25 protein-coding genes and 1 tRNA gene are annotated in these 21097 nt (G+C 51.5%); 8 read left to right on the top strand and 18 right to left on the bottom strand.

The features are described 5' to 3' along the window. Nucleotides 1–29: 29 nt before the first annotated feature. From tmk to rsmG, 3 genes are all read right to left on the bottom strand, one after another. Complete coding sequence (gene tmk, locus V8247_RS00235) at nucleotides 30–653, bottom strand: dTMP kinase (RefSeq protein WP_338737574.1); 624 nt, start codon at nucleotides 651–653, stop codon at nucleotides 30–32. Next, nucleotides 650–2182 carry a R3H domain-containing nucleic acid-binding protein gene (locus tag V8247_RS00230; protein ID WP_338737573.1) on the bottom strand — a complete coding sequence of 511 codons (1533 nt, stop codon included), beginning with the start codon at nucleotides 2180–2182 and terminating at the stop codon, nucleotides 650–652. Before V8247_RS00230 ends, tmk begins: the two co-directional genes overlap by 4 nt. A 74-nt stretch (nucleotides 2183–2256) precedes the next feature. Next, nucleotides 2257–2961, bottom strand: a complete 705-nt coding sequence (rsmG, locus tag V8247_RS00225; protein WP_338737572.1) for a 16S rRNA (guanine(527)-N(7))-methyltransferase RsmG — start codon at nucleotides 2959–2961, stop codon at nucleotides 2257–2259. 179 nt (nucleotides 2962–3140) lie between these two features. On the opposite strand from rsmG, the gene thiC reads away from it, so the two are divergent. The 4 genes from thiC to V8247_RS00205 all read left to right on the top strand — a co-directional run bounded on the left by thiC (nucleotide 3141) and on the right by V8247_RS00205 (nucleotide 7621). After that, nucleotides 3141–4439, top strand: a complete 1299-nt coding sequence (gene thiC / locus V8247_RS00220) for a phosphomethylpyrimidine synthase ThiC (RefSeq protein ID WP_338737571.1) — start codon at nucleotides 3141–3143, stop codon at nucleotides 4437–4439. A gap of 27 nt (nucleotides 4440–4466) precedes the next feature. After that, nucleotides 4467–5582, top strand: coding sequence for a site-2 protease family protein (locus tag V8247_RS00215; protein ID WP_338737570.1), 1116 nt, complete (start codon nucleotides 4467–4469; stop codon nucleotides 5580–5582). Between the two features lie 78 nt (nucleotides 5583–5660). Beyond that, on the top strand, nucleotides 5661–6482 hold the full coding sequence (locus V8247_RS00210; RefSeq protein ID WP_338737569.1) for a GreA/GreB family elongation factor: 822 nt from the start codon (nucleotides 5661–5663) through the stop codon (nucleotides 6480–6482). A gap of 20 nt (nucleotides 6483–6502) precedes the next feature. After that, nucleotides 6503–7621: a site-2 protease family protein gene (locus tag V8247_RS00205; RefSeq protein ID WP_338737568.1), complete on the top strand. Its 1119-nt coding sequence runs from the start codon at nucleotides 6503–6505 to the stop codon at nucleotides 7619–7621. 26 nt (nucleotides 7622–7647) lie between these two features. Here the strand turns inward: V8247_RS00205 and V8247_RS00200 are convergent, their stop codons facing one another. The 9 genes from V8247_RS00200 to V8247_RS00160 form a co-directional block, all read right to left on the bottom strand. Further along, complete coding sequence (locus V8247_RS00200) at nucleotides 7648–8211, bottom strand: hypothetical protein (RefSeq protein ID WP_338737567.1); 564 nt, start codon at nucleotides 8209–8211, stop codon at nucleotides 7648–7650. A 34-nt stretch (nucleotides 8212–8245) separates the two neighbouring features. Next, the gene (locus tag V8247_RS00195) at nucleotides 8246–8491 is read right to left on the bottom strand and encodes a hypothetical protein (RefSeq protein ID WP_338737566.1); all 246 of its coding nucleotides are present in this window, start codon (nucleotides 8489–8491) and stop codon (nucleotides 8246–8248) included. Nucleotides 8492–8557: 66 nt separating this feature from the next. Further along, the gene (locus V8247_RS00190; protein ID WP_338737565.1) at nucleotides 8558–9265 is read right to left on the bottom strand and encodes a response regulator transcription factor; all 708 of its coding nucleotides are present in this window, start codon (nucleotides 9263–9265) and stop codon (nucleotides 8558–8560) included. Beyond that, entirely contained in the window at nucleotides 9262–10290 is a 1029-nt protein-coding gene (locus tag V8247_RS00185; protein WP_338737564.1) for a HAMP domain-containing sensor histidine kinase, read from the bottom strand. The genes V8247_RS00190 and V8247_RS00185 overlap by 4 nt, the downstream gene beginning before the upstream one ends. Nucleotides 10291–10427: 137 nt before the next feature. Further along, nucleotides 10428–11609 carry a tubulin/FtsZ family protein gene (locus V8247_RS00180; protein WP_338737563.1) on the bottom strand — a complete coding sequence of 394 codons (1182 nt, stop codon included), beginning with the start codon at nucleotides 11607–11609 and terminating at the stop codon, nucleotides 10428–10430. Nucleotides 11610–11707: 98 nt separating this feature from the next. Then, nucleotides 11708–12721, bottom strand: a complete 1014-nt coding sequence (gene gap / locus V8247_RS00175) for a type I glyceraldehyde-3-phosphate dehydrogenase (RefSeq protein WP_338737562.1) — start codon at nucleotides 12719–12721, stop codon at nucleotides 11708–11710. A gap of 9 nt (nucleotides 12722–12730) precedes the next feature. Continuing rightward, nucleotides 12731–13726: a 2-hydroxyacyl-CoA dehydratase gene (locus V8247_RS00170; RefSeq protein ID WP_338737561.1), complete on the bottom strand. Its 996-nt coding sequence runs from the start codon at nucleotides 13724–13726 to the stop codon at nucleotides 12731–12733. Beyond that, nucleotides 13723–15006 (bottom strand): phosphopyruvate hydratase, encoded by a 1284-nt coding sequence (gene eno, locus V8247_RS00165; protein WP_338737560.1) that lies wholly within the window; start codon nucleotides 15004–15006, stop codon nucleotides 13723–13725. Before eno ends, V8247_RS00170 begins: the two co-directional genes overlap by 4 nt. Before the next feature lie 22 nt (nucleotides 15007–15028). After that, nucleotides 15029–15514 carry a TIGR00725 family protein gene (locus V8247_RS00160; RefSeq protein ID WP_338737559.1) on the bottom strand — a complete coding sequence of 162 codons (486 nt, stop codon included), beginning with the start codon at nucleotides 15512–15514 and terminating at the stop codon, nucleotides 15029–15031. A gap of 127 nt (nucleotides 15515–15641) precedes the next feature. Between V8247_RS00160 and V8247_RS00155 the strand changes: the two genes are divergently transcribed. Continuing rightward, nucleotides 15642–16298 (top strand): cyclase family protein, encoded by a 657-nt coding sequence (locus tag V8247_RS00155; protein WP_338737558.1) that lies wholly within the window; start codon nucleotides 15642–15644, stop codon nucleotides 16296–16298. Nucleotides 16299–16334: 36 nt separating this feature from the next. Here the strand turns inward: V8247_RS00155 and V8247_RS00150 are convergent, their stop codons facing one another. From V8247_RS00150 to V8247_RS00140, 3 genes are all read right to left on the bottom strand, one after another. Continuing rightward, the gene (locus V8247_RS00150) at nucleotides 16335–16640 is read right to left on the bottom strand and encodes a DUF2769 domain-containing protein (RefSeq protein WP_338737557.1); all 306 of its coding nucleotides are present in this window, start codon (nucleotides 16638–16640) and stop codon (nucleotides 16335–16337) included. A 73-nt stretch (nucleotides 16641–16713) separates the two neighbouring features. Continuing rightward, the gene (locus V8247_RS00145) at nucleotides 16714–17667 is read right to left on the bottom strand and encodes a DMT family transporter (protein WP_338737556.1); all 954 of its coding nucleotides are present in this window, start codon (nucleotides 17665–17667) and stop codon (nucleotides 16714–16716) included. A 115-nt stretch (nucleotides 17668–17782) separates the two neighbouring features. Beyond that, a complete protein-coding gene (locus V8247_RS00140) occupies nucleotides 17783–18475 on the bottom strand; it encodes a response regulator transcription factor (RefSeq protein ID WP_338737555.1) in 693 nt (230 codons plus the stop codon). Nucleotides 18476–18731: 256 nt separating this feature from the next. Here V8247_RS00140 and V8247_RS00135 point away from each other — a divergent pair, with 256 nt between their 5' ends. Beyond that, the gene (locus V8247_RS00135) at nucleotides 18732–18905 is read left to right on the top strand and encodes a hypothetical protein (RefSeq protein WP_338737554.1); all 174 of its coding nucleotides are present in this window, start codon (nucleotides 18732–18734) and stop codon (nucleotides 18903–18905) included. A gap of 47 nt (nucleotides 18906–18952) precedes the next feature. Here V8247_RS00135 and V8247_RS00130 read toward each other — a convergent pair whose 3' ends face one another. The 3 genes from V8247_RS00130 to msrA are packed head-to-tail and all read right to left on the bottom strand — an operon-like array spanning nucleotide 18953 to nucleotide 20506. Next, on the bottom strand, nucleotides 18953–19603 hold the full coding sequence (locus V8247_RS00130; RefSeq protein WP_338737553.1) for a phosphoribosyltransferase family protein: 651 nt from the start codon (nucleotides 19601–19603) through the stop codon (nucleotides 18953–18955). A 32-nt stretch (nucleotides 19604–19635) separates the two neighbouring features. Next, complete coding sequence (locus tag V8247_RS00125) at nucleotides 19636–19974, bottom strand: DUF427 domain-containing protein (RefSeq protein WP_338737552.1); 339 nt, start codon at nucleotides 19972–19974, stop codon at nucleotides 19636–19638. A gap of 22 nt (nucleotides 19975–19996) precedes the next feature. Beyond that, nucleotides 19997–20506: a peptide-methionine (S)-S-oxide reductase MsrA gene (msrA, locus tag V8247_RS00120; RefSeq protein ID WP_338737551.1), complete on the bottom strand. Its 510-nt coding sequence runs from the start codon at nucleotides 20504–20506 to the stop codon at nucleotides 19997–19999. A 140-nt stretch (nucleotides 20507–20646) separates the two neighbouring features. Between msrA and V8247_RS00115 the strand changes: the two genes are divergently transcribed. After that, nucleotides 20647–20907, top strand: coding sequence for a twin-arginine translocase TatA/TatE family subunit (locus V8247_RS00115; protein WP_338737550.1), 261 nt, complete (start codon nucleotides 20647–20649; stop codon nucleotides 20905–20907). 69 nt (nucleotides 20908–20976) lie between these two features. Next, nucleotides 20977–21052, top strand: a tRNA-Gly gene (locus tag V8247_RS00110). The last annotated feature ends 45 nt before the right edge of the window (nucleotides 21053–21097 follow it).

Genomic DNA, 21097 nt, shown 5'->3' with positions numbered 1-21097 from the left:
AGGGTTAGTGTGGTTTCAGATGGCATGTATCAGGCACCAAGCATACCTTTCACATGAAGCCAGATGGCTTCGGATATAGTCTGTTTGGGCGCGTCGGCCTTGACGATGCGCCAGCGTTGCGGTTCTTCTTCGGCGAGTTTCAGGTAGGCATCCCTGACCCGGCAATGGAAATCCAGTGATTCCTGCTCAAAGCGGTCGGCGGTATCGTGACGTTTGCGCTCCCGGCCAGTTTCCACCGGAATATCCAGCAGGATGGTGAGGTCGGGGGTCAACCCCTGTATGGCGATATCATTCATGTGCTGGATTATTTCCGGAGATAAACCTCTGCCGAGTCCCTGGTACACCAGGGAAGAATCAGTGTAGCGGTCGCAGATTACGATTTGTCCGGTGTTAAGGGCAGGGTTAATGATGTCAGTAACAAGCTGCGCTCTGGAGGCGTTGAACAACAGTAATTCGGCTATGGGATTGATTGAGCCTGGTGTACTCCATTTCAGAATCTTGGAAACCGCTTCTCCCAAAGGTGTGCCGCCTGGCTCTCTGGTCAGTACTGCGTCGTATCCCTCTTGTTTCAAGCGGGCGGCTAACATTTTGGCCTGCGAGCTTTTACCGGAACCCTCGCAGCCTTCCAGGGTAATGAACAGTCCCCGGCTCATGGTTTGGAGATGCTCACTCGTCGTTTCGGTTCCTTGCCCAGACTGTCAGAGTTTAGTTTGTTGCGTTCCGCCAGCATGTGTTGTAACCGTCTGATATACGCACCTTGCGGGCTGAGTTCCACTCGTTCAACGCCTCCGGTGACCTGATGAACCGCTTCCTGGGCTTCATCAAGGGCGGTCGTCAGTGAATCCGGACTTTTTTCCAGTTCCGGTCCGCGGTGACTGAGCATACCCAGGAATTGACGGAACTGGGCGGGTGTGTGGCTTTTAAGAACATAAACCGGAATATCGCGGTCTTCCGCATCCCGCACCCGCTGCGGACGCCGGCGGAAATAGTTACGGGACGTTACAAACATTTCGGCCCCCGCCAGTTTGTCGGTTATTACCAGATTGAGGTGCATTTCCTGAGCGGTTTGTTCCAGGCGGGCCCGGTTGATACCGAACAGGTACAGTCGGGGGGTCTCAACATCTTCAGCCTTGACGGCGACATCAGGTTGATGATGAACGCCGTTTTTCTGCGGTTCCAGCGTCAGTGTTTTAGTCTCAATTTTGCCGTCCTCACCGACGGAGCGGATTTCCGTTTCCGGCGGATGCCCCCGGAGAATGGCGTCAACAGCCTCAGCAGCGTTAGGGTGAACGGCCACCTGGTCACGCTCCTGAATTTCCACAATAATGTTAAATGTCGGCGGCGCTTTTCTTTCCAGTACGGTTTTTTGAGTGCCTCGCCGTCTGGCTTCCTCATCACCCAGGGTGACCGCCTGAATACCACCAATCAGATCCGCCAGTGTCGGATTCTGCATCAGGTTGGTCAAAGTATTACCGTGGGCGGTGCCGACCAGCTGAACGCCTCTTTCGGCAATGGTTCTGGCTGCCTGCGCCTCTAATTCAGTTCCAATTTCATCAATGACGATTACTTCGGGCATATGGTTTTCAACGGCCTCAATCATCACTGCGTGTTGCATATCAGGGGCTTTAACCTGCATCCGGCGAGCCCGTCCGATGGCCGGGTGAGGGATATCCCCGTCACCGGCGATTTCATTGGAGGTGTCCACAATTACTACCCGTTTTTTCAGGTCGTCCGACACTACCCGGGCGACTTCTCGTAACATGGTCGTTTTTCCCACACCCGGGCGTCCCATGATTAAAACGCTTTCTCCGGATTCAATAAGGTCTTCAATAATCTTGATAGTGCCGAAGACTGCGCGGCCGACTCGCAGCGTCAGGCCGATAATCTTGTCTTTACGGTTTCTGATGGCTGATATCCGGTGCAGTGTCCGTTCAATGCCCGCCCGGTTATCGCCGCCGAAGGTGCTCACCCGAGTTATAACGTATTCCAGGTCGGCTTCAGTGACTTCTTGCGGCCGCAAGGTGATTTCCTGATGGGGAAAGCGGGCTTCCGGCGGGCGGCCCAGGTCCATAACGACCTCAATCAGTTGACTGAGGTCGGACTGTTTGTTCAGCGGTAGCCGGATTTCAGGGGGAAGAATATCCAGCAGTGTACTTAGGTCATCAGTAATCAAGTTCGCCAAACAGCTGCCTCCGGCTAAACGCTTTCACAACGATATTTTACTATTCAGCACTCAAACGGGCAAACGGCTAATTATTACAGCGGCCTTTTACCGGGAATACCGTTGCGCCGGGGGAATCCGGAAGGAGTGCTTTTCGTTTTTTCTATCACCAGCAGTTCGCTTCCGTCAGGAAGCGCATTGGATTTTACCGCGATGCGCTGTCTAAGCTGCCCGCCCAGTACGCTCATAGCCTGATCGGCAGATGTTAACTCTAAATCAGCCTGTCTTTTCATGGCGATGAAATTACCGCCGGTGCGACAAAATGGCAGGCAAAGTTCACATAAAGTATCCAAAGAGGCTACGGCGCGGGATACTGAAAGGTCATACTTTTCGCGATGCCCGGCGTTATGAGCCACATTTTCGGCGCGGTCGTTAATGACGGTTACACTTTTTAAATCTAATTCATCACATAAATGAGACAGAAATTCAGTCTTTTTACCGGTGGCTTCAAGCAATGTCAGACACATATCCGGAAACACGATCTTCAATGGCAGACCGGGAAAACCGGCCCCTGCACCGACATCAATTATTGTTTTATGATTCAAGTCGCCATCTGCCAGAATTATGCTGAGAGAATCCAGAAAATGGCGGGTTTGAATGGCTTCATAATCGGTGACCGATGTCAAATTGCACCGCTTGTTCCAAGCCACCAGACGGGCGTAATATGTTTCAAACTTGGTTAGCTGATCATCGCTGAGGTTAATGCCCAGGGAATCGGCTTCCCAGTGTAAAAGTGCCATTTTATCAGTCACTTTAAGATTATAGCATTTTGTTGCGGTATATACGGTTGTGCTATGCTTAGGCGTCGGGTAATCTGTAATTACCCACCTTGCAACGTTCGTTTCGGCCTTGCGTTTCGTTTGGCTGAGGCGAAAAGGCATAGGCCGTTTTATTCAAAAATAAATTTCTGGAATTCTTGATGACAACGCAGATACAAAAAGCCGCTCAGGGTATTATTACTGACCAAGTCAAAATAGTCGCTGAAACAGAAAACCTGCCCGTTGACCAGATAGCCTCAGGTTTGATTGATGGGACGATTGTTATTCCCGCCAATATCAACCATCTGAATTTGAAAGCGTGCGGGATTGGCCGGGGACTGCGTACCAAGGTGAACGCCAATATCGGCACTTCTTCGGATCTGGTTGATATTGATTTGGAAATGGCCAAGCTTGATATCGCCCAAACGGTCGGAGCCGACGCGGTTATGGATTTATCCACCGGTGGTGACTTGCCGGCCATCAGAAGCCGGATTCTTGAGAAATGTACCGTGGCTCTTGGTACCGTGCCGATTTATGAAGCCGGGGTGATGGCCAGGCAGTCTAAAGGTTCCATTGTGGAGATGACCGCGGATGATCTGTTCGGTGTAATTGACCGGCATGCCCGGGAAGGTGTTGATTTCATCACCGTACACTGCGGTGTTACCCGCAGCGTCGTGGATACCATGAAGAAGCAGGGCCGGGTGGTAGATATTGTTTCCCGGGGCGGAGCGTTGCTGGCCGGCTGGATGGTTTACCATGACCGGGAGAATCCCTTGTATGAGCAGTACGACCGGTTGTTGGATATTTGCCGGGAGTATGATGTTACCTTAAGTCTGGGTGACGGACTCAGGCCGGGTTGCCTGGCTGACGCCACTGACCGGGCTCAAATTGAGGAATTGCTCGTGCTGGGTGAACTGGTTGACCGCGCCAGACAGGCTGAGGTTCAGGTGATGGTGGAAGGCCCGGGACACGTACCTATTAATCGGATTCAGACAAATATTGAATTGCAAAAATCGGTGTGTCGGGGAGCCCCATTCTATGTGCTCGGACCTCTGGTTACCGATATTGCACCGGGTTATGATCATATCACTGCCGCCATCGGCGGAGCCATGGCCGCCATGTACGGTGCCGATTTCTTGTGCTATGTCACTCCGGCGGAGCATTTGTCACTGCCGGATCTTGATGATGTGAAAAATGGCGTTATTGCCTCCAGAATTGCCGGTCACGCGGCTGATATCGCCAAGGGTGTGGTTGGGGCCGCTGATTGGGATCAAAAAATGGCTGAAGCCCGCAAGCGACTGGACTGGGAAGAGCAGGCACGGCTTTCCATTGATCCCGAACTTTCAATACAGCGCCATGCCCTTCACAAAACCGCAGGCGATGCCTGCGCTATGTGTGGCGAGTTTTGCGCCATGGAAATGGCCGAAAGATATCTGGGTATTAAAACCGCCAGATGTTAAACTTGCCGGTTTTGAAAGTGCGTTTGATTGGATAGCGGTATCAACATTGGCAGGGTGTTTAACATCCAGTTCCGGGTGCATTATTCCTGGGTTTTTATATTCGCACTGATTACCGTGTTTCTGGTCTGGCAGGTGTTCCCCTATGCTGTTCCCGGTGAGACGCGGTCAACACACTGGATAATGAGCATTGTCACCTCACTACTTTTTTTCCTTTCAATTCTGGTTCACGAAACTGCCCACAGCCTGATTGGGCGCGCCAACGGCATCCCCGTCAGGTCAATCACCCTCTATTTGTTTGGTGGCGCTGCCCAGATGGATCGCGAACCGGCGTCGCCTGGAGCCGAAATAAAGATGGCTATTGCCGGACCGTTGGCCAGTTTTCTCCTTGCCGCACTGTTCTGGATAGTCTATGATTTTTATATTTCTCAGGTACTGGCAATCGCGGCCGTTGCGTTATGGCTGGCCCAGATTAACTTAATCGTCGCCGTGTTTAACTTACTGCCGGGTTTTCCCCTTGACGGCGGCCGGGTGCTCAGAGGTATCTGGTGGCATGTCCGCGACGATTACCCGGGGGCTACCCGGGGCGCAATACTATTTGGACGAATTGTCGGCGTTCTGGTCGGTGTTTCAGGACTTTACTTTGTTATTGTCCATCGTGATTGGCTGGCCGGGATATGGCTGGTTTTATTGGGCTGGTACCTGGAAAGCACGGCTCGGACCAGCTTGAAACAGTTTGAACTCCAAATATGGCTGAAAAAACATACCGTAGCCGACGTAATCAGAAGAGACTGTCCCAGAATATCCAGGGATACCAGTTTAAAATATCTGCATGATAAATACCCTGATAGGCATTGTTTTGTGATTCCGGAAATTGGGGAAATCACCGGCATAGTGTGGTTTGAAGCAAAAGATGCTACGTTGCCTGAAACCACGGTTGCGGATTTGGTGATACCACTGGATCAGACCATTGCCGTAGAAACCGGGGATAACCTGCTGGAGGTAGTGCAAAGAATGAATGAAACCGGTAGCGACATCGCGGTGGCAGGTGGTCAATCGGATCCGGTTGGCTTTGTGTTTTTAGATGACCTGGTGAATCTGGTGAACCGTCACGCTGATAATCAAGGCGCTGGCGACGCCACTTAAATCATCTGTGTGAATGTGCGATAATAAAGGTGTTCAATTCGGTAATAAAACAATGAGAGAGTGTGGAGTAACGTATTTATGAGTTCTGGTATCAATACTAACCCGGCCAATCTGGGTGAAGCAGCCGCCACCTATCTGACGGCGTTGTCCAATGCCAAGCGTGAGGCGGTGTCTCAGTCCGTAATGAATTTTGTCAGATGGTACGGTGTCAGTCATAAACCTGACAGTTTGTCACCCCATCGTCTGGCGGAGTATGCAGATGGACAACCGGCAAGCCCTGATGGTGCCGAAAGAGTCAAAGCAGTCCGGGAGTTTCTGAATTCAATCTCAAAAGCCGGGATAATTGACAAAGGTCTTTCTTCCCATCTTAAGGGCAAACGCGTAAAATCCAAGACTCTGGCTAAGGCAACGGCGAAAAAGCAAAATCAGTCTACCGGTTTGGAGCTGACACCGGAGCAAAAAGCCCAGATGGAAGCGGAGTTAGCAGTTTTAAAAGAAAAACGGGTGAATATTTTAGAAGAAATTAAGCGTGCTGCTGCCGACAAAGACCTGAAAGAAAACGCCCCATACCATGCCGCCCGCGAAGAAAAGGCCAAGCTGGACGGTAAAGTGAGCGAGCTGGAGATGCTGCTGAAGCACGCCGTTGTTTCGGTGGCCGGCGCACATAAAAAGAGAAGCTCCAGAGTGGAGCTCGGCCGTAGCGTAGTGGTTAAAAACTTGTCGTGTGGCACGGTAAGCACTTATAAACTCGTTATTCCCCGGGAAGTGAATGTCAGAAAAGGCTGTGTCTCTCCCGTCTCACCTATCGGTCGCGCCGTAATGGGCTGTTCGGTGGGGGATACCATAGAGGTAGTCGCACCTGCTTGTGTTATTAAATACTGCATCGAGGCCATTGAATAGGCCGGGTTAGGGGTTAACCGGTGAAAGCTTCTCTGGTTCTGGGGCGGTTATTCGGCATTGAAATCGGGATTCATATATCCTGGTTGTTCATATTTGTGTTTCTCACCTGGTCGCTGGCGGTAGGCTATTTCCCGCAAGATGGTGTTCTGGCCGGTCAGACGGCGCTTGTATACTGGATATTGGGTGCCATCTCCAGTTTGAGTTTGTTTTTGGCCGTTTTGGCCCATGAACTTGGTCATTCCATTGTTGCTCAACGCAATGGAATTCCGGTTAAAAATATCACTCTATTCATTTTCGGCGGTGCTTCCAACATTTCCAGAGAGGCGGCATCTCCCGGCGCTGAATTCCGCATGGCCGTGGCCGGCCCGCTGGTTAGTTTCGGCCTTTCAGCCGTCTTTTTCACGGCGTTCTTCAGCCTTGGACAGGCAACCAACGCTCTTTCAGCGGTGTTGATTTATCTCGCCCAGGTCAATTTGATTTTGGGTGTATTCAATATGTTGCCGGGTTTTCCTCTCGACGGCGGTCGGGTTTTTCGCGCGGCCGTCTGGAAACTTACCAGGGACGAAACGAAAGCCACTCGTATTGCAGCAGGTGCCGGTCAGGCTATAGCCTACATGTTCATTTTCGGTGGTATTGCATTGGCCTTTATCGTTGGCATCAGTGGTCTGTGGCTGGCCCTTATCGGCTGGTTTCTGGCCTCAGCTGCTTCAGCCAGCTATCAAAAGTCGGTGGTCTCGGAGTCTCTTTCCGGCACAAGCGTAGGGACGGTCATGAACGCCGCCATTATTACTGCGGGCCCGGATTTAAGTGTTGAACAGGCCATGGCGCTGATGCTGCGCCACAGTCAACGTGCCTTGCCGGTTATCGGCGACGGGTACTTTTTGGGGATGCTGACACTGAGCGATTTGAAACACCTTGACCGGAAGCGATGGGACAGCGAGAAAATTTCCAGCATCATCACGCCCGCCGCCTCTTTAAGAACCTTGAAAAGGGGAGATGACTTGACGTTGGTAATGGAGATTATGCATGAAACGGGATACAATCAACTCCCTGTCTTGGATAACGGAGCGTTTTTGGGTTTGGTCTCGCGCGCTGACCTGCTGAACTATCTTAATATCAAGTTGGAATTGAAACCTTAATCCAACCGCTGGGATTTTCGGAAATACTATTTTCCGACGTAAATGATGTGATCTTTGTTGACGGCGACAAAATCCAGCCGGTCGATGCCATTCGGCAAGGGCGGATTAAAACCCACATCAGTAACCGGAATGAACTGGTCAGTACGGTTTAGCGCTTCCTGTAGCTCTTCCCACATTTCAGAGTGCATATTGCCGGTCAGAGATAATTGCGGCAGGTTAATGACTGCTTCAAGAGGTTTTTTTCGGCGCATCGGGTACACGTTGGTTTGAGGAGTACCGGAAGCGGCAAATTGCTCTCCCACAAACAGGATATTGTTTTTGCGGATATAGGCGGTTTCCATGCTTCGGGATTCGTTGAGCGAGTTGAAAAACATCACCTCTGATAACGGCAGGAAATCGGCGAAGGCTTGCATTCTGGAGGAATAAAACCCCTTGTTAAGTGCATCAAGCAGGCGTTGTTGAGGTTGGCACATCGTGATCCCGGAAAAAATGCCGTTAGTGGTATAAATCAACACCTTTACCTTCCGAAGCTTACCAATGGACAGGGAATCACTTTCGCCGCCCGGGCTGCCGGTTTCGGGATTACTCATTAAATACCTCCCGTCAGGTTGGTGGATTTCTGATTTAGACCAGAATATCCGCAAACCCCGCTAATTTTATGGTACCCAGGATCAGGGCAATTCCACAAAAAACCATTCCAAAAATGGCAATGGTGCTGGTGCGATTGTGACTCCGGGCGGTTAAACCGAGGAAAAATCCGATAACCGATAGGGGAACCACAAACCAGTGCAGAAACCCCAGAAAGGGCAAAAAAGCAATCAGCATCGCGATTATACTGATGACACCTATGATAAGACTGGCTATGGCCAAATGAAACCTCTCAAAATGTATATATAGCAGAAGAACCCGCAATTGTAAACGATAATTTTAGAGCCGTTATCCGGAAGCCGTCGCGGACCTGGAACCCGGCGTGAACAAAATATACCCCACGCCATGTTTGTTTAAGATGATTTTAGGATTGTTGATATCCTCTTCTGTCTTTTGCCGCAGTTGACGAATATAAACCCTCAAGGCAGCGACACAATCAGGGTAATAATCGTTCCACAGTGCTTCCGCCAGCGTGGCATAGGTCACGACATCACCCTGGTGCTGCATTAATTTACTCATGATGATTTCCTCAGTGCGGGTCAGCGAAATCTCCCGCTCACCAATGTGGAGAATGCCGGTTGCCGGGGACAATCTTATATTACCGGCAGATAAAGCTGACTCCGGGCTGTGGGTTGAAGTTCGCCGTAACAGGGCCTTGATGCGGGATAGAAGCTCCATCTGACGGAAAGGCTTGACCAGATAATCATCGGCCCCGGCCTCCAAACCTTTGACGATGTCAAACTCTTCCTTTCGGGCGGTTAGCACGATAATAGGTGTATCCGAGAATTTCCTGATACCCTTCAGGGCATCAAATCCACTGATATCCGGCAATCCCAGGTCCAGAATGATGATGTCAGGGCGTTGTTCCCGGGCCATGGTGACGCCCTGATTACCGGAGTCTGTGGACAGGAATTCCATATCAGGCCACCGCATACGAAAAGCCCAGCCTACAGAATCAACGATCTGGGGATCATCCTCAATCATCAATGCTCTCATGTTGTATTCTCTCCTTTGTACAACGCAACCGGAATGGCAAAGCCGAAGGTGGAACCTTCATCGGGTTTGCTTTCCACCCACACCCGACCGCCGTGCAATCCCACGATCATCTTGGACAACGACAAGCCCAAACCGAGGCCTCCCAGCCGCTCCCCGCCATTGCGGGGTACCTGGTAATAAGGTTCAAACAACAGTTGCTGGTCTTCTTTGGAAATCCCTGGGCCGTCGTCTGTCACTTCCACCCTGAGTTCATCATATACCCGATAGGCCTTAAGCTGGATATTACCACCTTCAGGGGTGTATTTGATGGCGTTCGCCAGATAATTATATAACACCTGGCGCAGTCGTTCCTCATCAATGGCGACAGCGGGCAAATCCCCGACAATGTCTATGGAGAGTGAATGGTGCTTGCGCGCAGCGGCCGGTTTCAAGGTATCTACGGTTTGCAGTAACAACGGCTGTATCCGCTCCGTTTTAGGATTGACTGCCAGAATGCCAATTTCCCCGCGGCTGACGTCCAGCAGTTCATCAGTGCGCCGATCCAGGTTCCTGGCCGCCTGATAGATGTTTTTAGCCAACCCCAGGTGCGGATCACCTTTTAATTCTTCAACAAACAGTTCAGCCGAGGCTAGTATGGCCGTCAGGGGCGTTTTCAGTTCATGCACCAAAGCCCGGTTGAATTCCGCCCGGCGCTGGATTTCCCGGTCCAGTTCCTGATTCAGAATTTTTAACGCCGCCGTTCTTTCGGCCACCTCATCTTCCAGAATCTTACGTTGCCGCGCGACGGCTCTTAACCTGAGAAAATAAACACCGTAAGCTATCAGGACGCCGCCGGCGGCGGCTATCATGTTCACCCACCAGTTAGGAGGGATTTGAAGGTCAACGCCGTCAATAAATTCAACGATGCCTTGTGGCTGGTCTTGAGCTGGTGGGATTGTTGCAGCCGCGATGGCTGCTGGCGAATCTTCGGCCGACAGGTTTAGGGGAAATAATCCCGCTGCAGATGATACGGTGAGAGTAAGCAACAGAACTCCTGATATCAGCAACAGCGGGTTTTTGAACTTCACCAAGAACATAACTGCATTGTATATTAACCGTTTGCGGCTGGCAAAGAAAAAAAGCCCCAGGTGTTTAGCCTGGGGCTTTTTTCTTATACCGGCAATTATTCTTCAAGTAATGAAGGAATGTCTTTACTCATATCATCAATGTCATCAAGCTTGTTGCGCAGTTCTACCTGCCGCTGCTTGATTACCGGGATGAGATCAATAGAGTCTGAGTAGAAATTGCGCACCTTTTCAACATCTGACAATTCGGACAGAATGACATTGACCGAAATGCGGCTGGTGCCTCGCGGGTAATCACCGTTGCGGATGATGGCATTAGGACATAATTCTCTCATCCATTCATTGAGTTCCCGCATCATGTCCATATTCATCTCTTTAGCGGGAGCGGTTACCAGGTAGATAGCCCGTCCGGCATCCTTGGGATTGACGCGCAGTGACATCTCACTGATCGCTTCATCCATGGCCTGGATACCCTTGTGAGTCTCTGAAGTTTTCTTGCGGAAATCGTTGCTGCGCTCAAACGGGTTAAAGGATTTATTCAGGTCGGCATGTCCCCAGCCGTAGACCGACCAACCGGACAGGGTCTGGATAATATCTCCGGCATCCAGCGTTTTCGCGCCGATAAACCGCGGATTCTTTTCCTCGCCGGCACACAGCAGGTCGTAGAACGGTTCCACAATCATTTCGTTGATGCGGGAAATGTTGTTGCCCAGCGATGAGTCTTTCATCACATAACGTTGATTATCAATCAGAAAAACGCAATCGGAAATGCCATATACGGATTTCAGACATACTGCAGAATTGTAGGAAGCGCGCTCTTCAGTTTCGCGTTCATGTTCAAAGGGTAAAGCCAGCAAGGTATAGAGTGGCTTTTCAGGATACCGTTCCTTGATACGCTGAGCAATAATGGGGATGGAGCCGGATCCGGTACCGCCGGCGGAGCTGGCCGCCAGCAGGAAGGCGTCGGCTTCATAAAAGTGCCGTGCGCTGCGCAAGGCGTCAATGACCTTATCGGCATCCGCCCGGGCTACTTCAGCACCCAGTTCGTTGATTTTACCAACGCCGTGGCCGCCGGTCTTGCGGCCGCCGATCAGTATCCGGTGTTGATAATCAGGTTCAATGGTGGTTAAACCGGTGAGATCCGCCGCATCAGTGTTAACGGCGAAAATACCCGGGCAAATCTCAATATTCCGCTGGCTTTTGGCGCGTTTATTGATCCGGGCAAATTCATCGGCAATCCGGCTTCCGGCCTGGCCTAACCCGACAACTATTAGCTTCATGAGTGCCTCCTGTTATTGTTAAGTGTCATTGTATGTGCCTCCATTAGTGATGTCAACCACTACGTTATTACTATTTTATTAAAACAGCCCGGCGACCATCATCCGGATTTAGCACCCATGTAGGCGGCCAGATCACCCAAACGAGTGGCATAACCCCATTCGTTATCGTACCAGCCCAGGATTTTGACCATGTTGCCGCTCATGACCATCGTTGAAGCGGCGTCAATGATGCAACTGGCCGGATTACCCTTGAAGTCTGAGCTGACCAGTGGTTCGTCACAGTAGGCTAAAATATCTTTGAGCTGCCCTTCAGCGGCGGATTGGAGAGCCTGATTGATATCCTCGGCGCTCACATCCCGGCCGACGATGGCGGTGACATCGGCGATAGAAACACTACCCACCGGAACCCGTAACGAAATACCGTGGATTAAACCTTTCAGTTCCGGTATCACCTGAGCCACGGCCTTAGCCGCACCGGTAGTGGTGGGGATGATGTTCAGCGCGGCGGCCCGGGCCCGGCGCAAATCCTTGTGGTAAATATCCAGCAGGCTCTGGTCGTTGGTATAGGCATGGACGGTGTTAATCAAAGCCTTTTCAATGCCGAATTTATCAAAGATAACTTTCACCAGCGGTGTGACGCAATTGGTGGTGCAGGAAGCGTTGGAAATAATCTGATGGCGGTGGGGGTCATAATCCTGATGATTGACGCCCATGACTACCGTAATATCGGCCGAGCCTGAGGTCGTGGAGATGATGACACTCTTCGCGCCGCCTTCCAGGTGCCCGGCGGCCTTGTCACGGTCGGAAAATCGGCCGGTGGATTCAATGACGATATCAACGTCGTAATTCCGCCAGGGGATTTTGGCCGGGTCTTTTTCGGAAAAGGCTCGGATAGTGCTGCCGTCAACAATTATATCGTTCTGCCCCGCAGTTACCGTCCCATCAAAAGGGCCGTAAGAGGTGTCATATTTCAATAAATGAGCGTTGGCGGCGGTATCGGCGAGGTCGTTGATGGCCACAACTTCCAATTCACTCGGGTGATATTTCCGCATGGAACGCAACGCAAGTCTGCCGATACGTCCAAAACCGTTGATGCCGATTCTCGTAACCATCATTTCTCCTTAAATTTGTTTTTTGAATCTTAACATGTCCAGAAATGCTTCCAGACGGGTTTTCAGGTGTTGGCTGATACCAAGGTCGGTGTTACCCTCAATAGTGAGTATGGGGAGGTCTATTTCGTGCCGCATCAGTATATCACCTATAGCTCGGTGGCAAAAGGACTGGACATAATGAATTATGCCGTCCAACCGGCGTTCAGTAATCGCCTTTTTAATGTCGGTCAGCCGCATTTCCGTGGCATACGGATAGGTGTATAGCGTGTACTGCTCAGCTAGGTCGGCGGCCGGATAGGGCATGGAAAACTGACGCTGCACTTCGTTAAATACCGCCCGACCACCCTGGCGTTCCAGGAAGTCATACAGACCGGCGGCAAATACCGGCGGTACGCCGATGATACCCAGCCGAAGCTCATCATCCGGATACGGTGGTCGCGTTCCGGCCTCGTCAACCAAACTTTGCAGGTCCCGGGTAAACCGGTCCGGATCGCCGTTGAAATCAGACGTTGAGACCAGCCAGACATGGTTTTCCTGACCGGACAGGACATTATCTTGCCAGGTCAACCGGTCCGCCTTGGCCGATAATGACCGCAGCGGCAATAACCGTCTGCGTTGTTCCTCGGCACCGGTCATTGTCGTACCGAGATCAGCGGCCAGTTTTTGTATTGCAGCGGCCATGGCCGCCGGATCCGGTTCGCTTGGGTAATTGAAGGGGATGCCTTTGATGCCGCGCTGCCGCAATACTTCCATGAGCATCACGGTATTGGAACAGTCTCCGCCGGTGACGCAAATAACCTCGCGGATGCCTTTTTCCAGTACCGCCCCGTATATACCCTTAATCCAGGCGCAGGTATTAAGTGGAAAGCCGTCGTTTTCAGCCAGGGCGATTAGCTTTTGGGGCTCCGCTGCGCTGATGAACAGGTTATTGAGGTCAACCGGCACCGCCCCGGCTGCCAGGATTACTTCCACCGGTACGGTAGTTGTAATGCCAATCAGTCTCATTTGAGATGTTTAAAGGCGGATTTGCCTGCAAAACGGGCCTCAGTTCCCAGTTCCGCCTCAATAGCCAACAGCCGATTGTACTTGCAGGTGCGCTCACCTCTGGACGGAGCGCCGGTTTTAATCTGGCCAGCCCCCAGGGCGACTGCGAGGTCGGCAATCGTCGTATCTTCCGTTTCACCGGAACGGTGGGAGATGACGGTCGTCCAGTCGTTGCGATGCGCCAAATCAACCGCTGCAATCGTTTCCGAGAGCGTGCCTATCTGGTTGAGTTTAATCAGAATGGAATTGGATGTCCGGCAGGTAATGCCTTGTTCCAGCCGCTGGATGTTAGTGACGTAAAGGTCGTCGCCAACCAGTTGTACCTTATTTCCCACCTTTGTGTTCAGCAGCTGCCAGCCTTCCCAGTCATCTTCAAACAGGGCATCTTCAATACTGATAATAGGGTAGTCGGCCACCCATTTTTCGTAGAATTCAATCAGTTCTGCACTGGTCAGGGTCCGCCCTTCCCTTTCAAGAACGTATTTTCCGTCATGATAGAGCTCGCTGGCAGCGGCGTCCAAAGCCAGAAAACAGTCGCTGCCCGGTTGATAACCGGCTTGCTCAATCGCCTGAAGGATCAGTTCCAGGGCTTCGGCATTGGAACCCAGTGAAGGCGCAAAGCCGCCTTCATCACCAACATTGGTGCTGAGCCACCGTTTCCTTAAAATTGATTTTAAAGTATGAAAAATTTCAGTGCTCATCCGCAAGGCCTCACCGAAAGTCGGTGCCCCTACCGGCATGATCATGAATTCCTGAAAATCAGTGGAATCAACGGCGTGTTTGCCGCCGTTAAGGATATTGAGCATGGGCACCGGCAACAGGTAGCCCCCAAGTTGATTCAATGACCGGAACAGAGAAACGCCTTTAGAGTTAGCCACAGCTCTGGACAGGGCCAGGGAAACCGCCAGAATGGCATTGGCGCCCAGCCGGCTTTTATTCGGGGTGCCGTCCAGCGCCATCATGGTCTGGTCGGCGGTTAACTGGTCGTTAGCCGGCATGTCCAAAAGCATCGGCGCCAGCTCTTTGTCAATATTATGAACTGCTTTTAAGACACCTTTGCCGTGGTAGCGTCCGGAATCTCCGTCGCGCAATTCTGCCGCTTCGTGGGTGCCTGTGCTGGCACCGGACGGGACCGCCGCCCAGGCGCTACTGCCGTCAGACAGTTCTACCGTGGCGGCCACTGTCGGGGTGCCGCGGGAGTCTAAAATTTCGTGGCCTTTAACTTTTTTGATTGTCAGCATCGTTTCTTGATCCTTACGTTAATTACTCACTGTTTTCCATGATACGGCTGATTGCCAGACTAACGGCAGCTTCGGCACTACTGGCAATGACAATAGAGCCGTCCTGAATATCGTGGCGGCTTAACTGCCAGGTATTTAAGCCGATGACTGGAATACCGGCCTGCCGGGCATAGGCGATTTCCGAAAGGGTGCCGTATCCGCCGCCGATGGCAATCACCGCCTGACCGCTTTTAGCCACGATGGCATTCCGGGCATAGCCCATACCGGTAACCACCGGTATTTTTACATAAGGATTAGCTGTTTCTCGGTGTTCCCCCGGCAGGATCCCAATAGTCAGACCGCCGGAGTCACTGGCCCCTTTGCAGGCGGCCTCCATAATGCCGTCCAGTCCGCCGCAAACCAAAATTGCGCCGTTGCGGGCAATCTCCCGGCCGACGGCTTCTGCCGCTGTTAGCTCATCTGCGCCGGCGCGGGAAGCGCCGATGACAGCAATAAAATATTGGGCCATAACTCGGCGGATTATAGCACCGCAGGTAAATTTGAGGCAAAAATAGAAAGCTTTACCGAAGTTATTTTTCCCCGCCATGATTTATTGTATGATGGGGAAGCAAATCGGGATGGAAGGAACGCCGGTAATGACAAATACTAGTTCAAACAGATGGATAGATATTTCCGTGGAATTGAGCGAAGGGATGGTCCATTGGCCCGGAGATCCGGCCATAAATATTGTCCGGGTGCAGGATTTGGACAAAGGCGACTCCCATACTCTTTCCAACCTAACCATGGGGTCTCACTCCGGCACCCATGTGGACGCACCGGCTCACTTCATCAAAGGTGCGCCGTCCATCAGTGATTTAATGCCGGATGTCCTGATCGGCCCGGCCCGGGTAATTGAAATTACGGATGACCACTCGGTCAATGTTGAAGAGCTCCGGCGCCATCAGTTTCAGACGGGGGAACGTATCCTTTTCAAAACCAGCAACTCTGCGTTCTGGCATGATTCAACCCGGTTTGAGCCAGACTTTGTGCACTTTACTGTAGATAGTGCGGCCTATCTGGCTCAAACCGGCATCAGCGTCATCGGCGTGGATTACCTGTCCGTTGGCGGGTACCAGCAGAACGGCAGTCAGGTGCACCGGTTGTTGCTTGAAGCCGGTATCTGGCTGATTGAGGGGCTGGATCTCTCTCCGGTGGGCGCCGGGAAATACGATTTAATCTGTCTGCCGCTGAAGATCAAGCACGGGGACGGGGCACCTGCCCGGGCGGTGTTAAGACCGACCGTTTCCGCATAAGTAGTTAAAGTTGACGGAAACGGCCTTTTTACGGTCTTAGATTGCCTTACCGTCGCGGCAATAGTAGCCCATAGGTGTGGTGGCTGCCAGTGAATATTCTTCCCACAACGGGCAGGCGCCGCACATGCACATTTTGGACATATCAAGGTCGGTGCAGGAAGCCTTACCGGTGGCGCAGTACATGCCGGGAATCGCATCAGCCTGAAGCGGACTTTGTTTCAAGGCTTCCGGGATGCCGGGCTTTTTAGCTTTAGAACATTGGCTTTCTGCCTGAACCGGGCATTTGCCGCAAATACACTTCATTACATTTTCCACCGTAAACGGAACCCTGGTGTCGCTCATGACTCTTACCTCCGCTGATATTTGATAAGAAGATTATAGACCTTTGGATACCGAGGTCAAAAAGAACATTGCATTACGGCTTAAGGCCGGTATCTTCCTGTGTCGGGCAATCCAGGTCGCCGTCTGTGGCAATAACGATGGTTTGCGGACCGGCCGGGGGCAGTTTTTGTTTCAACTCCGTCAGCAGCATCGCTGCCAGCACCAGTACGCCACCGGTGACCAGCCTGAGGGTTAATAATTCGCCGGCGAACAACACCGCAAACACACCGCTGAAAGCTGGCTCCATGGTAATGATAATTGCTGTCCGGGTAGGCGAAATGAGGGATTGAGCCCAGGTTTGTATAAAAAATGCCGCGGCTGTCGCAAATACCGCGGTTAACATAACCGCACCCCAGGTAAGGGTATCCGGCGGCAGCGTTAATCCGTCAGGCAGGGCAAATACCAGTGATAATACGGCGACGAAGCCTATTTGAACCACTGCCAGACTGTAAACATCATGTCGAGCAGACCATTCGCCTAAACCGACGATGTGCAGCGCGAAAAACAAAGCACACAGTAAGGTTAGCATTTCCCCTAGCCCTATTGCCCAGCCGTTCAGACTGAGCAAGGCCAGGCCTGCGGTCGCCAGGATTACCGCGATCCAAACGTTGCGGTTAATATGGCGGCGCAACAGTATCGCGCTTAACAATGGGGTCAAAACCACAAACAAACCGGTGATAAAGCCGGAAACGGCCGCTGAAGTGTGCTGTAAGCCAAACGTCTGGGTGATGTACGCTAAACCCAATACCAATCCCAGGCCGAGCGCCCGTACCCAGCCCAAACGGCTCAGACCGCGGAGGCATTTGGGCTGCAAGCCAATCAATACCAGAGCGGCGATAGAAAAGCGTACCGCCAGGAAATCCATCACCGGCATCCGGGAAACAGCTTCCTGAACCACTATAAAAGTTGAACCCCAGACAGCGGCTACGCCGATCAGGGCAAAGGCTGCCAGGCGGGGGGATGTCCGCCAATTATTTATTAAGGACATGGGCCACCTTTAGGTTTGGAAATGGGATGCATTATATCAAAGTGGCAAATGTTTTGTTGGGTAAGGCAGCGGGCTGGGTAGACGAAGACCTCGTTCCTGATTCAGAAGACGCCGGTTAATCTTCAGCTTCTACTGACGGTCCGGAAGGCAGGTTGGTATCCGGGGGCAGGATGCCTTTTTGAAGGCAATAACGAATCAACTGGCCCCGATTTTTCAATCTGAGCTTACGCATCAGATTCGCCCGGTGAGCTTCCACCGTTCTGGGGCTGATAAATAGTTTTTTGGCGATATCGGCACCGGTATGGTCACGGACCACCAGGTGCAATACCTCTCGTTCCCGCGTGGATAATTGCTCGTAGGGGTCATCAGCGGCCTCAGTTTCATTTTGCCTGATATAAGATTCAATCGCCCGCTGGGAAAGTTCAGATGACAGGACGTGACGTCCGGCGGCGACCTCGCGCACCGCGTTCACCAGTTCATCTACCGTGGATTCCTTGAGGAGATAGCCTTTAGCCCCGGCCCGCAGAGCGCCTTGAACATATGCGTCATTACCGTACATGGATAGAAGAATTACTCCGGTTCTGGCGGAATTCTTCGTAACCTGCCGGCAGACTTCAATGCCGGAGATACCGTTTAGCATCAGATCAACGATTAATATATTGGGGTTTAGTCTGGTGACCGACTGAACCGTGGTCAGTCCATCATCCGATTCACCGATAACATCAAAATCTGTTTCAGCAATCAGCAAGGCCTTGATGCCGCTACGGACAACGGCATGGTCATCAGCCAGAAATATCGTTATTGCCACCAAGCCCCGCCTTCCTGATGTCGTGTGACTTTGGCCAAATGGTTAGCGATTAACCGACCAGCATTATACTCCTAAATATCCGACATACCAACAGGGTGAATGTCGGGTTATCACCGGAAAAATTCAGGGCTTTTTTTGCCTGGACTAGGTACTTTTACGGATGTTCAAGCCCGGTAAAATAGTGTTCAATTAACCCGTAATTTCAACGACCGGTTGAGTTGCCAGCACAAATCCTTATAATAAATGGAGGCATAAGATGTATCTGATCAAAAGCTGCCCCCGGTGCGACAAAGGTGATTTGTTTGAGGACAGAGATGAATACGGCAGCTATGCCCAGTGCTTTCAATGCGGTTACGTGGAATATCCCGAAGCCGTATTGCCTTTAGAACAGGCGAAAGCTGAACAACTTAACCGCCGTGGTCGGCGTTAAATCTTTTTTTAAATAACTGGTTGATTTCTGGAGCGATGATACTCTAATCAGGGGGATAGCACTGAGAGTACCTCAGCGTCGGTGATCTCCCTGAAATCCTCGTAGAACTGCCCGACGGCATTGAATGACGGCGGGCAGTTCCAGCAGATCACATCGTCCGCAATCGCAGCTAGTGAAGCGACGGTGCTTTCCGGACCGACCGGCAAAGCTGCCGTTAGTGAAACAGGGTGTTCCAGTTTCACCGCCTCTAGAGCCGTCCTGAACGTTTCGCCGGTGGCTATCCCGTCATCGGTCAGAATCACAGATCTACCCAGGAGACTGGTTTTGGGCTTGTTCGTGCGGAATAACCGCTGGCGCCGTCCAATTTCTGTTCGCTGGAAGTTTATTTCGTGCTCAACCGCCTGACGGCTGATCCCGAGATTATTTATCAATGACTCATTCAGCGAAATACTGCCGTTTTCGGCCAGGGCGCCGAAGGCAAGCTCCGGCTGTTGGGGCACCCGGAGCTTGCGGGAGATGACGATGTCCAGTTCAGCCTGAAGCACTTCAGCTATCGCCGCTCCGACAATAACGCCGCCCCGGGGCACCCCCAGCACGATCGGATTGTTTAAATCGTTGCCGCTAAGTTCCCTCGCCAGCAACCGTCCCGCCTCGCCGCGGTTCTTAAAGACCCGGAAATTACGGTTAATTATTCTCATTGACATGGGTTTGTATCCCTGTGGAAATTGATTTAGCGGTAACCGGTTGTCCATGGCCTAATAATTGATTTTTCAGCGCTGCCTTCCACCTGGATTCCCAGTCCTTGATCAAAAGCGACATAATCCTTTAATTCCTTTGCCGCTTCGGAAGGCTGGTCATAATACCAGGCGCCGTCGTTTGCTGTTTTGCCGTCAACGACCACATTATAATATCCGGAATCTCCTTTCCAGACACAGTGATAACGCCGTTCGGAAGGTGTCAGGTATTCTTTATTCACCGATTCCGGCGGAAAATACAGATTCCCTTCCGTTCCCAGGCAGGCATCGCTTTCCGCGATGGTCTTGCCGTTGAATGTTGCTTTGCAGCTCATATGGTATCCTCCGTTTGTTTATTTAATCTTTGAACAGTTTTTTGAGTTTGGGTTCAATCACTGCCCGGCAATAAGGCTGATTAGCATGCTGTTGATAATAACTTTGATGATATTTTTCGGCCGGGTAGAATGTTGCCAGTCTCTGCAATTCCGTTACCAGTGGTTTTGGAAATGCCTGCCCGCGGTTTAGATCTGCTATGGTGTTTTCCGCAACTGATTTTTGTAACTCATTGGTAAAAAAAATCGCTGACCGGTACTGACTGCCGACATCGGCACCCTGGCGGTTCAAGGTGGTTGGGTCGTGAGCTGCAAAAAAGACGTTAAGTAACTCCTGATAGCTGATGGTGTCGGGCTCAAATTCTATCCTGACGGCTTCAGCGTGGCCTGTACTGCCGGTGCAGACTGCTTTGTAATCTGGGTCGGATGAATGGCCTCCGGTATAGCCGGAGGTGACGGTGTTGACCCCTTTTAATCGCCTGAATATCTCTTCCAGACACCAGAAGCAGCCTCCGGCAAAAACAGCGACTTCCATCTTTACTCTCCTATTCAACACCAATTATACTCCGGCATTCAGCCATCACCAATCAGTATATTTACTAACCAGGTGTCTGACGGCTACGCGATAACAATTGAGCTTATGGTATAATGCCTTAAAAAGCAGCGGGGTTTCATATGAGAATCGGGCCTACGGAAATGATCATTGTCCTGGTCATTGTTATATTGGTTTTCGGTATTGGCAAACTGCCGGAGCTGGGTAAATCGCTTGGTAGCGGGTTGCGGTCTTTCAAAAAAGCTCAGGAGGATATTACTCAGGAAGTGAGTAACGTCACCGCTACGGTTGAAGGTAAAAAAACAACTGAACCAGCCACCGCCGCTGAGGCTGAGCCGAAAAAGCCTGCCCCGCCGGTAGCGCCGCCGGAAGACGAAGAATAGCACTTTCAGCTTTTTAATCCTTTGCATCGGATGCGTTTAACCGCTAAAATATCCGGTGTTTATTTCCTTGCGGGTGTAACTCAGTTGGTAGAGTACCTGCTTCCCAAGCAGGTTGTCGCGAGTTCGAGTCTCGTCACCCGCTCCAATTTAATTTCCAACCTCAATGCACCCCGCAATTTTCAAAGTTCTG

Origin of the sequence: Dehalogenimonas sp. W, from assembly GCF_037094495.1 — a bacterium.
Lineage (GTDB): Bacteria > Chloroflexota > Dehalococcoidia > Dehalococcoidales > Dehalococcoidaceae > Dehalogenimonas > Dehalogenimonas loeffleri.
The sequence above is the reverse complement of the archived record's forward strand: the minus strand, read 5'-3'. Positions and strand labels throughout refer to the sequence as shown.

What these genes read in the sequence shown, in the direction of transcription:
- tmk (WP_338737574.1), bottom strand. Translation starts at nt 653, where the DNA reads ATGAGCCGGGGACTGTTCATTACCCTGGAAGGCTGCGAGGGTTCCGGT.
- rsmG (WP_338737572.1), bottom strand. Translation starts at nt 2,961, where the DNA reads ATGGCACTTTTACACTGGGAAGCCGATTCCCTGGGCATTAACCTCAGC.
- thiC (WP_338737571.1), top strand. Translation starts at nt 3,141, where the DNA reads ATGACAACGCAGATACAAAAAGCCGCTCAGGGTATTATTACTGACCAA.
- V8247_RS00210 (WP_338737569.1), top strand. Translation starts at nt 5,661, where the DNA reads ATGAGTTCTGGTATCAATACTAACCCGGCCAATCTGGGTGAAGCAGCC.
- V8247_RS00200 (WP_338737567.1), bottom strand. Translation starts at nt 8,211, where the DNA reads ATGAGTAATCCCGAAACCGGCAGCCCGGGCGGCGAAAGTGATTCCCTG.
- V8247_RS00190 (WP_338737565.1), bottom strand. Translation starts at nt 9,265, where the DNA reads ATGAGAGCATTGATGATTGAGGATGATCCCCAGATCGTTGATTCTGTA.
- V8247_RS00180 (WP_338737563.1), bottom strand. Translation starts at nt 11,609, where the DNA reads ATGAAGCTAATAGTTGTCGGGTTAGGCCAGGCCGGAAGCCGGATTGCC.
- gap (WP_338737562.1), bottom strand. Translation starts at nt 12,721, where the DNA reads ATGGTTACGAGAATCGGCATCAACGGTTTTGGACGTATCGGCAGACTT.
- V8247_RS00170 (WP_338737561.1), bottom strand. Translation starts at nt 13,726, where the DNA reads ATGAGACTGATTGGCATTACAACTACCGTACCGGTGGAAGTAATCCTG.
- eno (WP_338737560.1), bottom strand. Translation starts at nt 15,006, where the DNA reads ATGCTGACAATCAAAAAAGTTAAAGGCCACGAAATTTTAGACTCCCGC.
- V8247_RS00160 (WP_338737559.1), bottom strand. Translation starts at nt 15,514, where the DNA reads ATGGCCCAATATTTTATTGCTGTCATCGGCGCTTCCCGCGCCGGCGCA.
- V8247_RS00155 (WP_338737558.1), top strand. Translation starts at nt 15,642, where the DNA reads ATGACAAATACTAGTTCAAACAGATGGATAGATATTTCCGTGGAATTG.
- V8247_RS00150 (WP_338737557.1), bottom strand. Translation starts at nt 16,640, where the DNA reads ATGAGCGACACCAGGGTTCCGTTTACGGTGGAAAATGTAATGAAGTGT.
- V8247_RS00145 (WP_338737556.1), bottom strand. Translation starts at nt 17,667, where the DNA reads ATGTCCTTAATAAATAATTGGCGGACATCCCCCCGCCTGGCAGCCTTT.
- V8247_RS00135 (WP_338737554.1), top strand. Translation starts at nt 18,732, where the DNA reads ATGTATCTGATCAAAAGCTGCCCCCGGTGCGACAAAGGTGATTTGTTT.
- V8247_RS00130 (WP_338737553.1), bottom strand. Translation starts at nt 19,603, where the DNA reads ATGAGAATAATTAACCGTAATTTCCGGGTCTTTAAGAACCGCGGCGAG.
- V8247_RS00125 (WP_338737552.1), bottom strand. Translation starts at nt 19,974, where the DNA reads ATGAGCTGCAAAGCAACATTCAACGGCAAGACCATCGCGGAAAGCGAT.
- msrA (WP_338737551.1), bottom strand. Translation starts at nt 20,506, where the DNA reads ATGGAAGTCGCTGTTTTTGCCGGAGGCTGCTTCTGGTGTCTGGAAGAG.
- V8247_RS00115 (WP_338737550.1), top strand. Translation starts at nt 20,647, where the DNA reads ATGAGAATCGGGCCTACGGAAATGATCATTGTCCTGGTCATTGTTATA.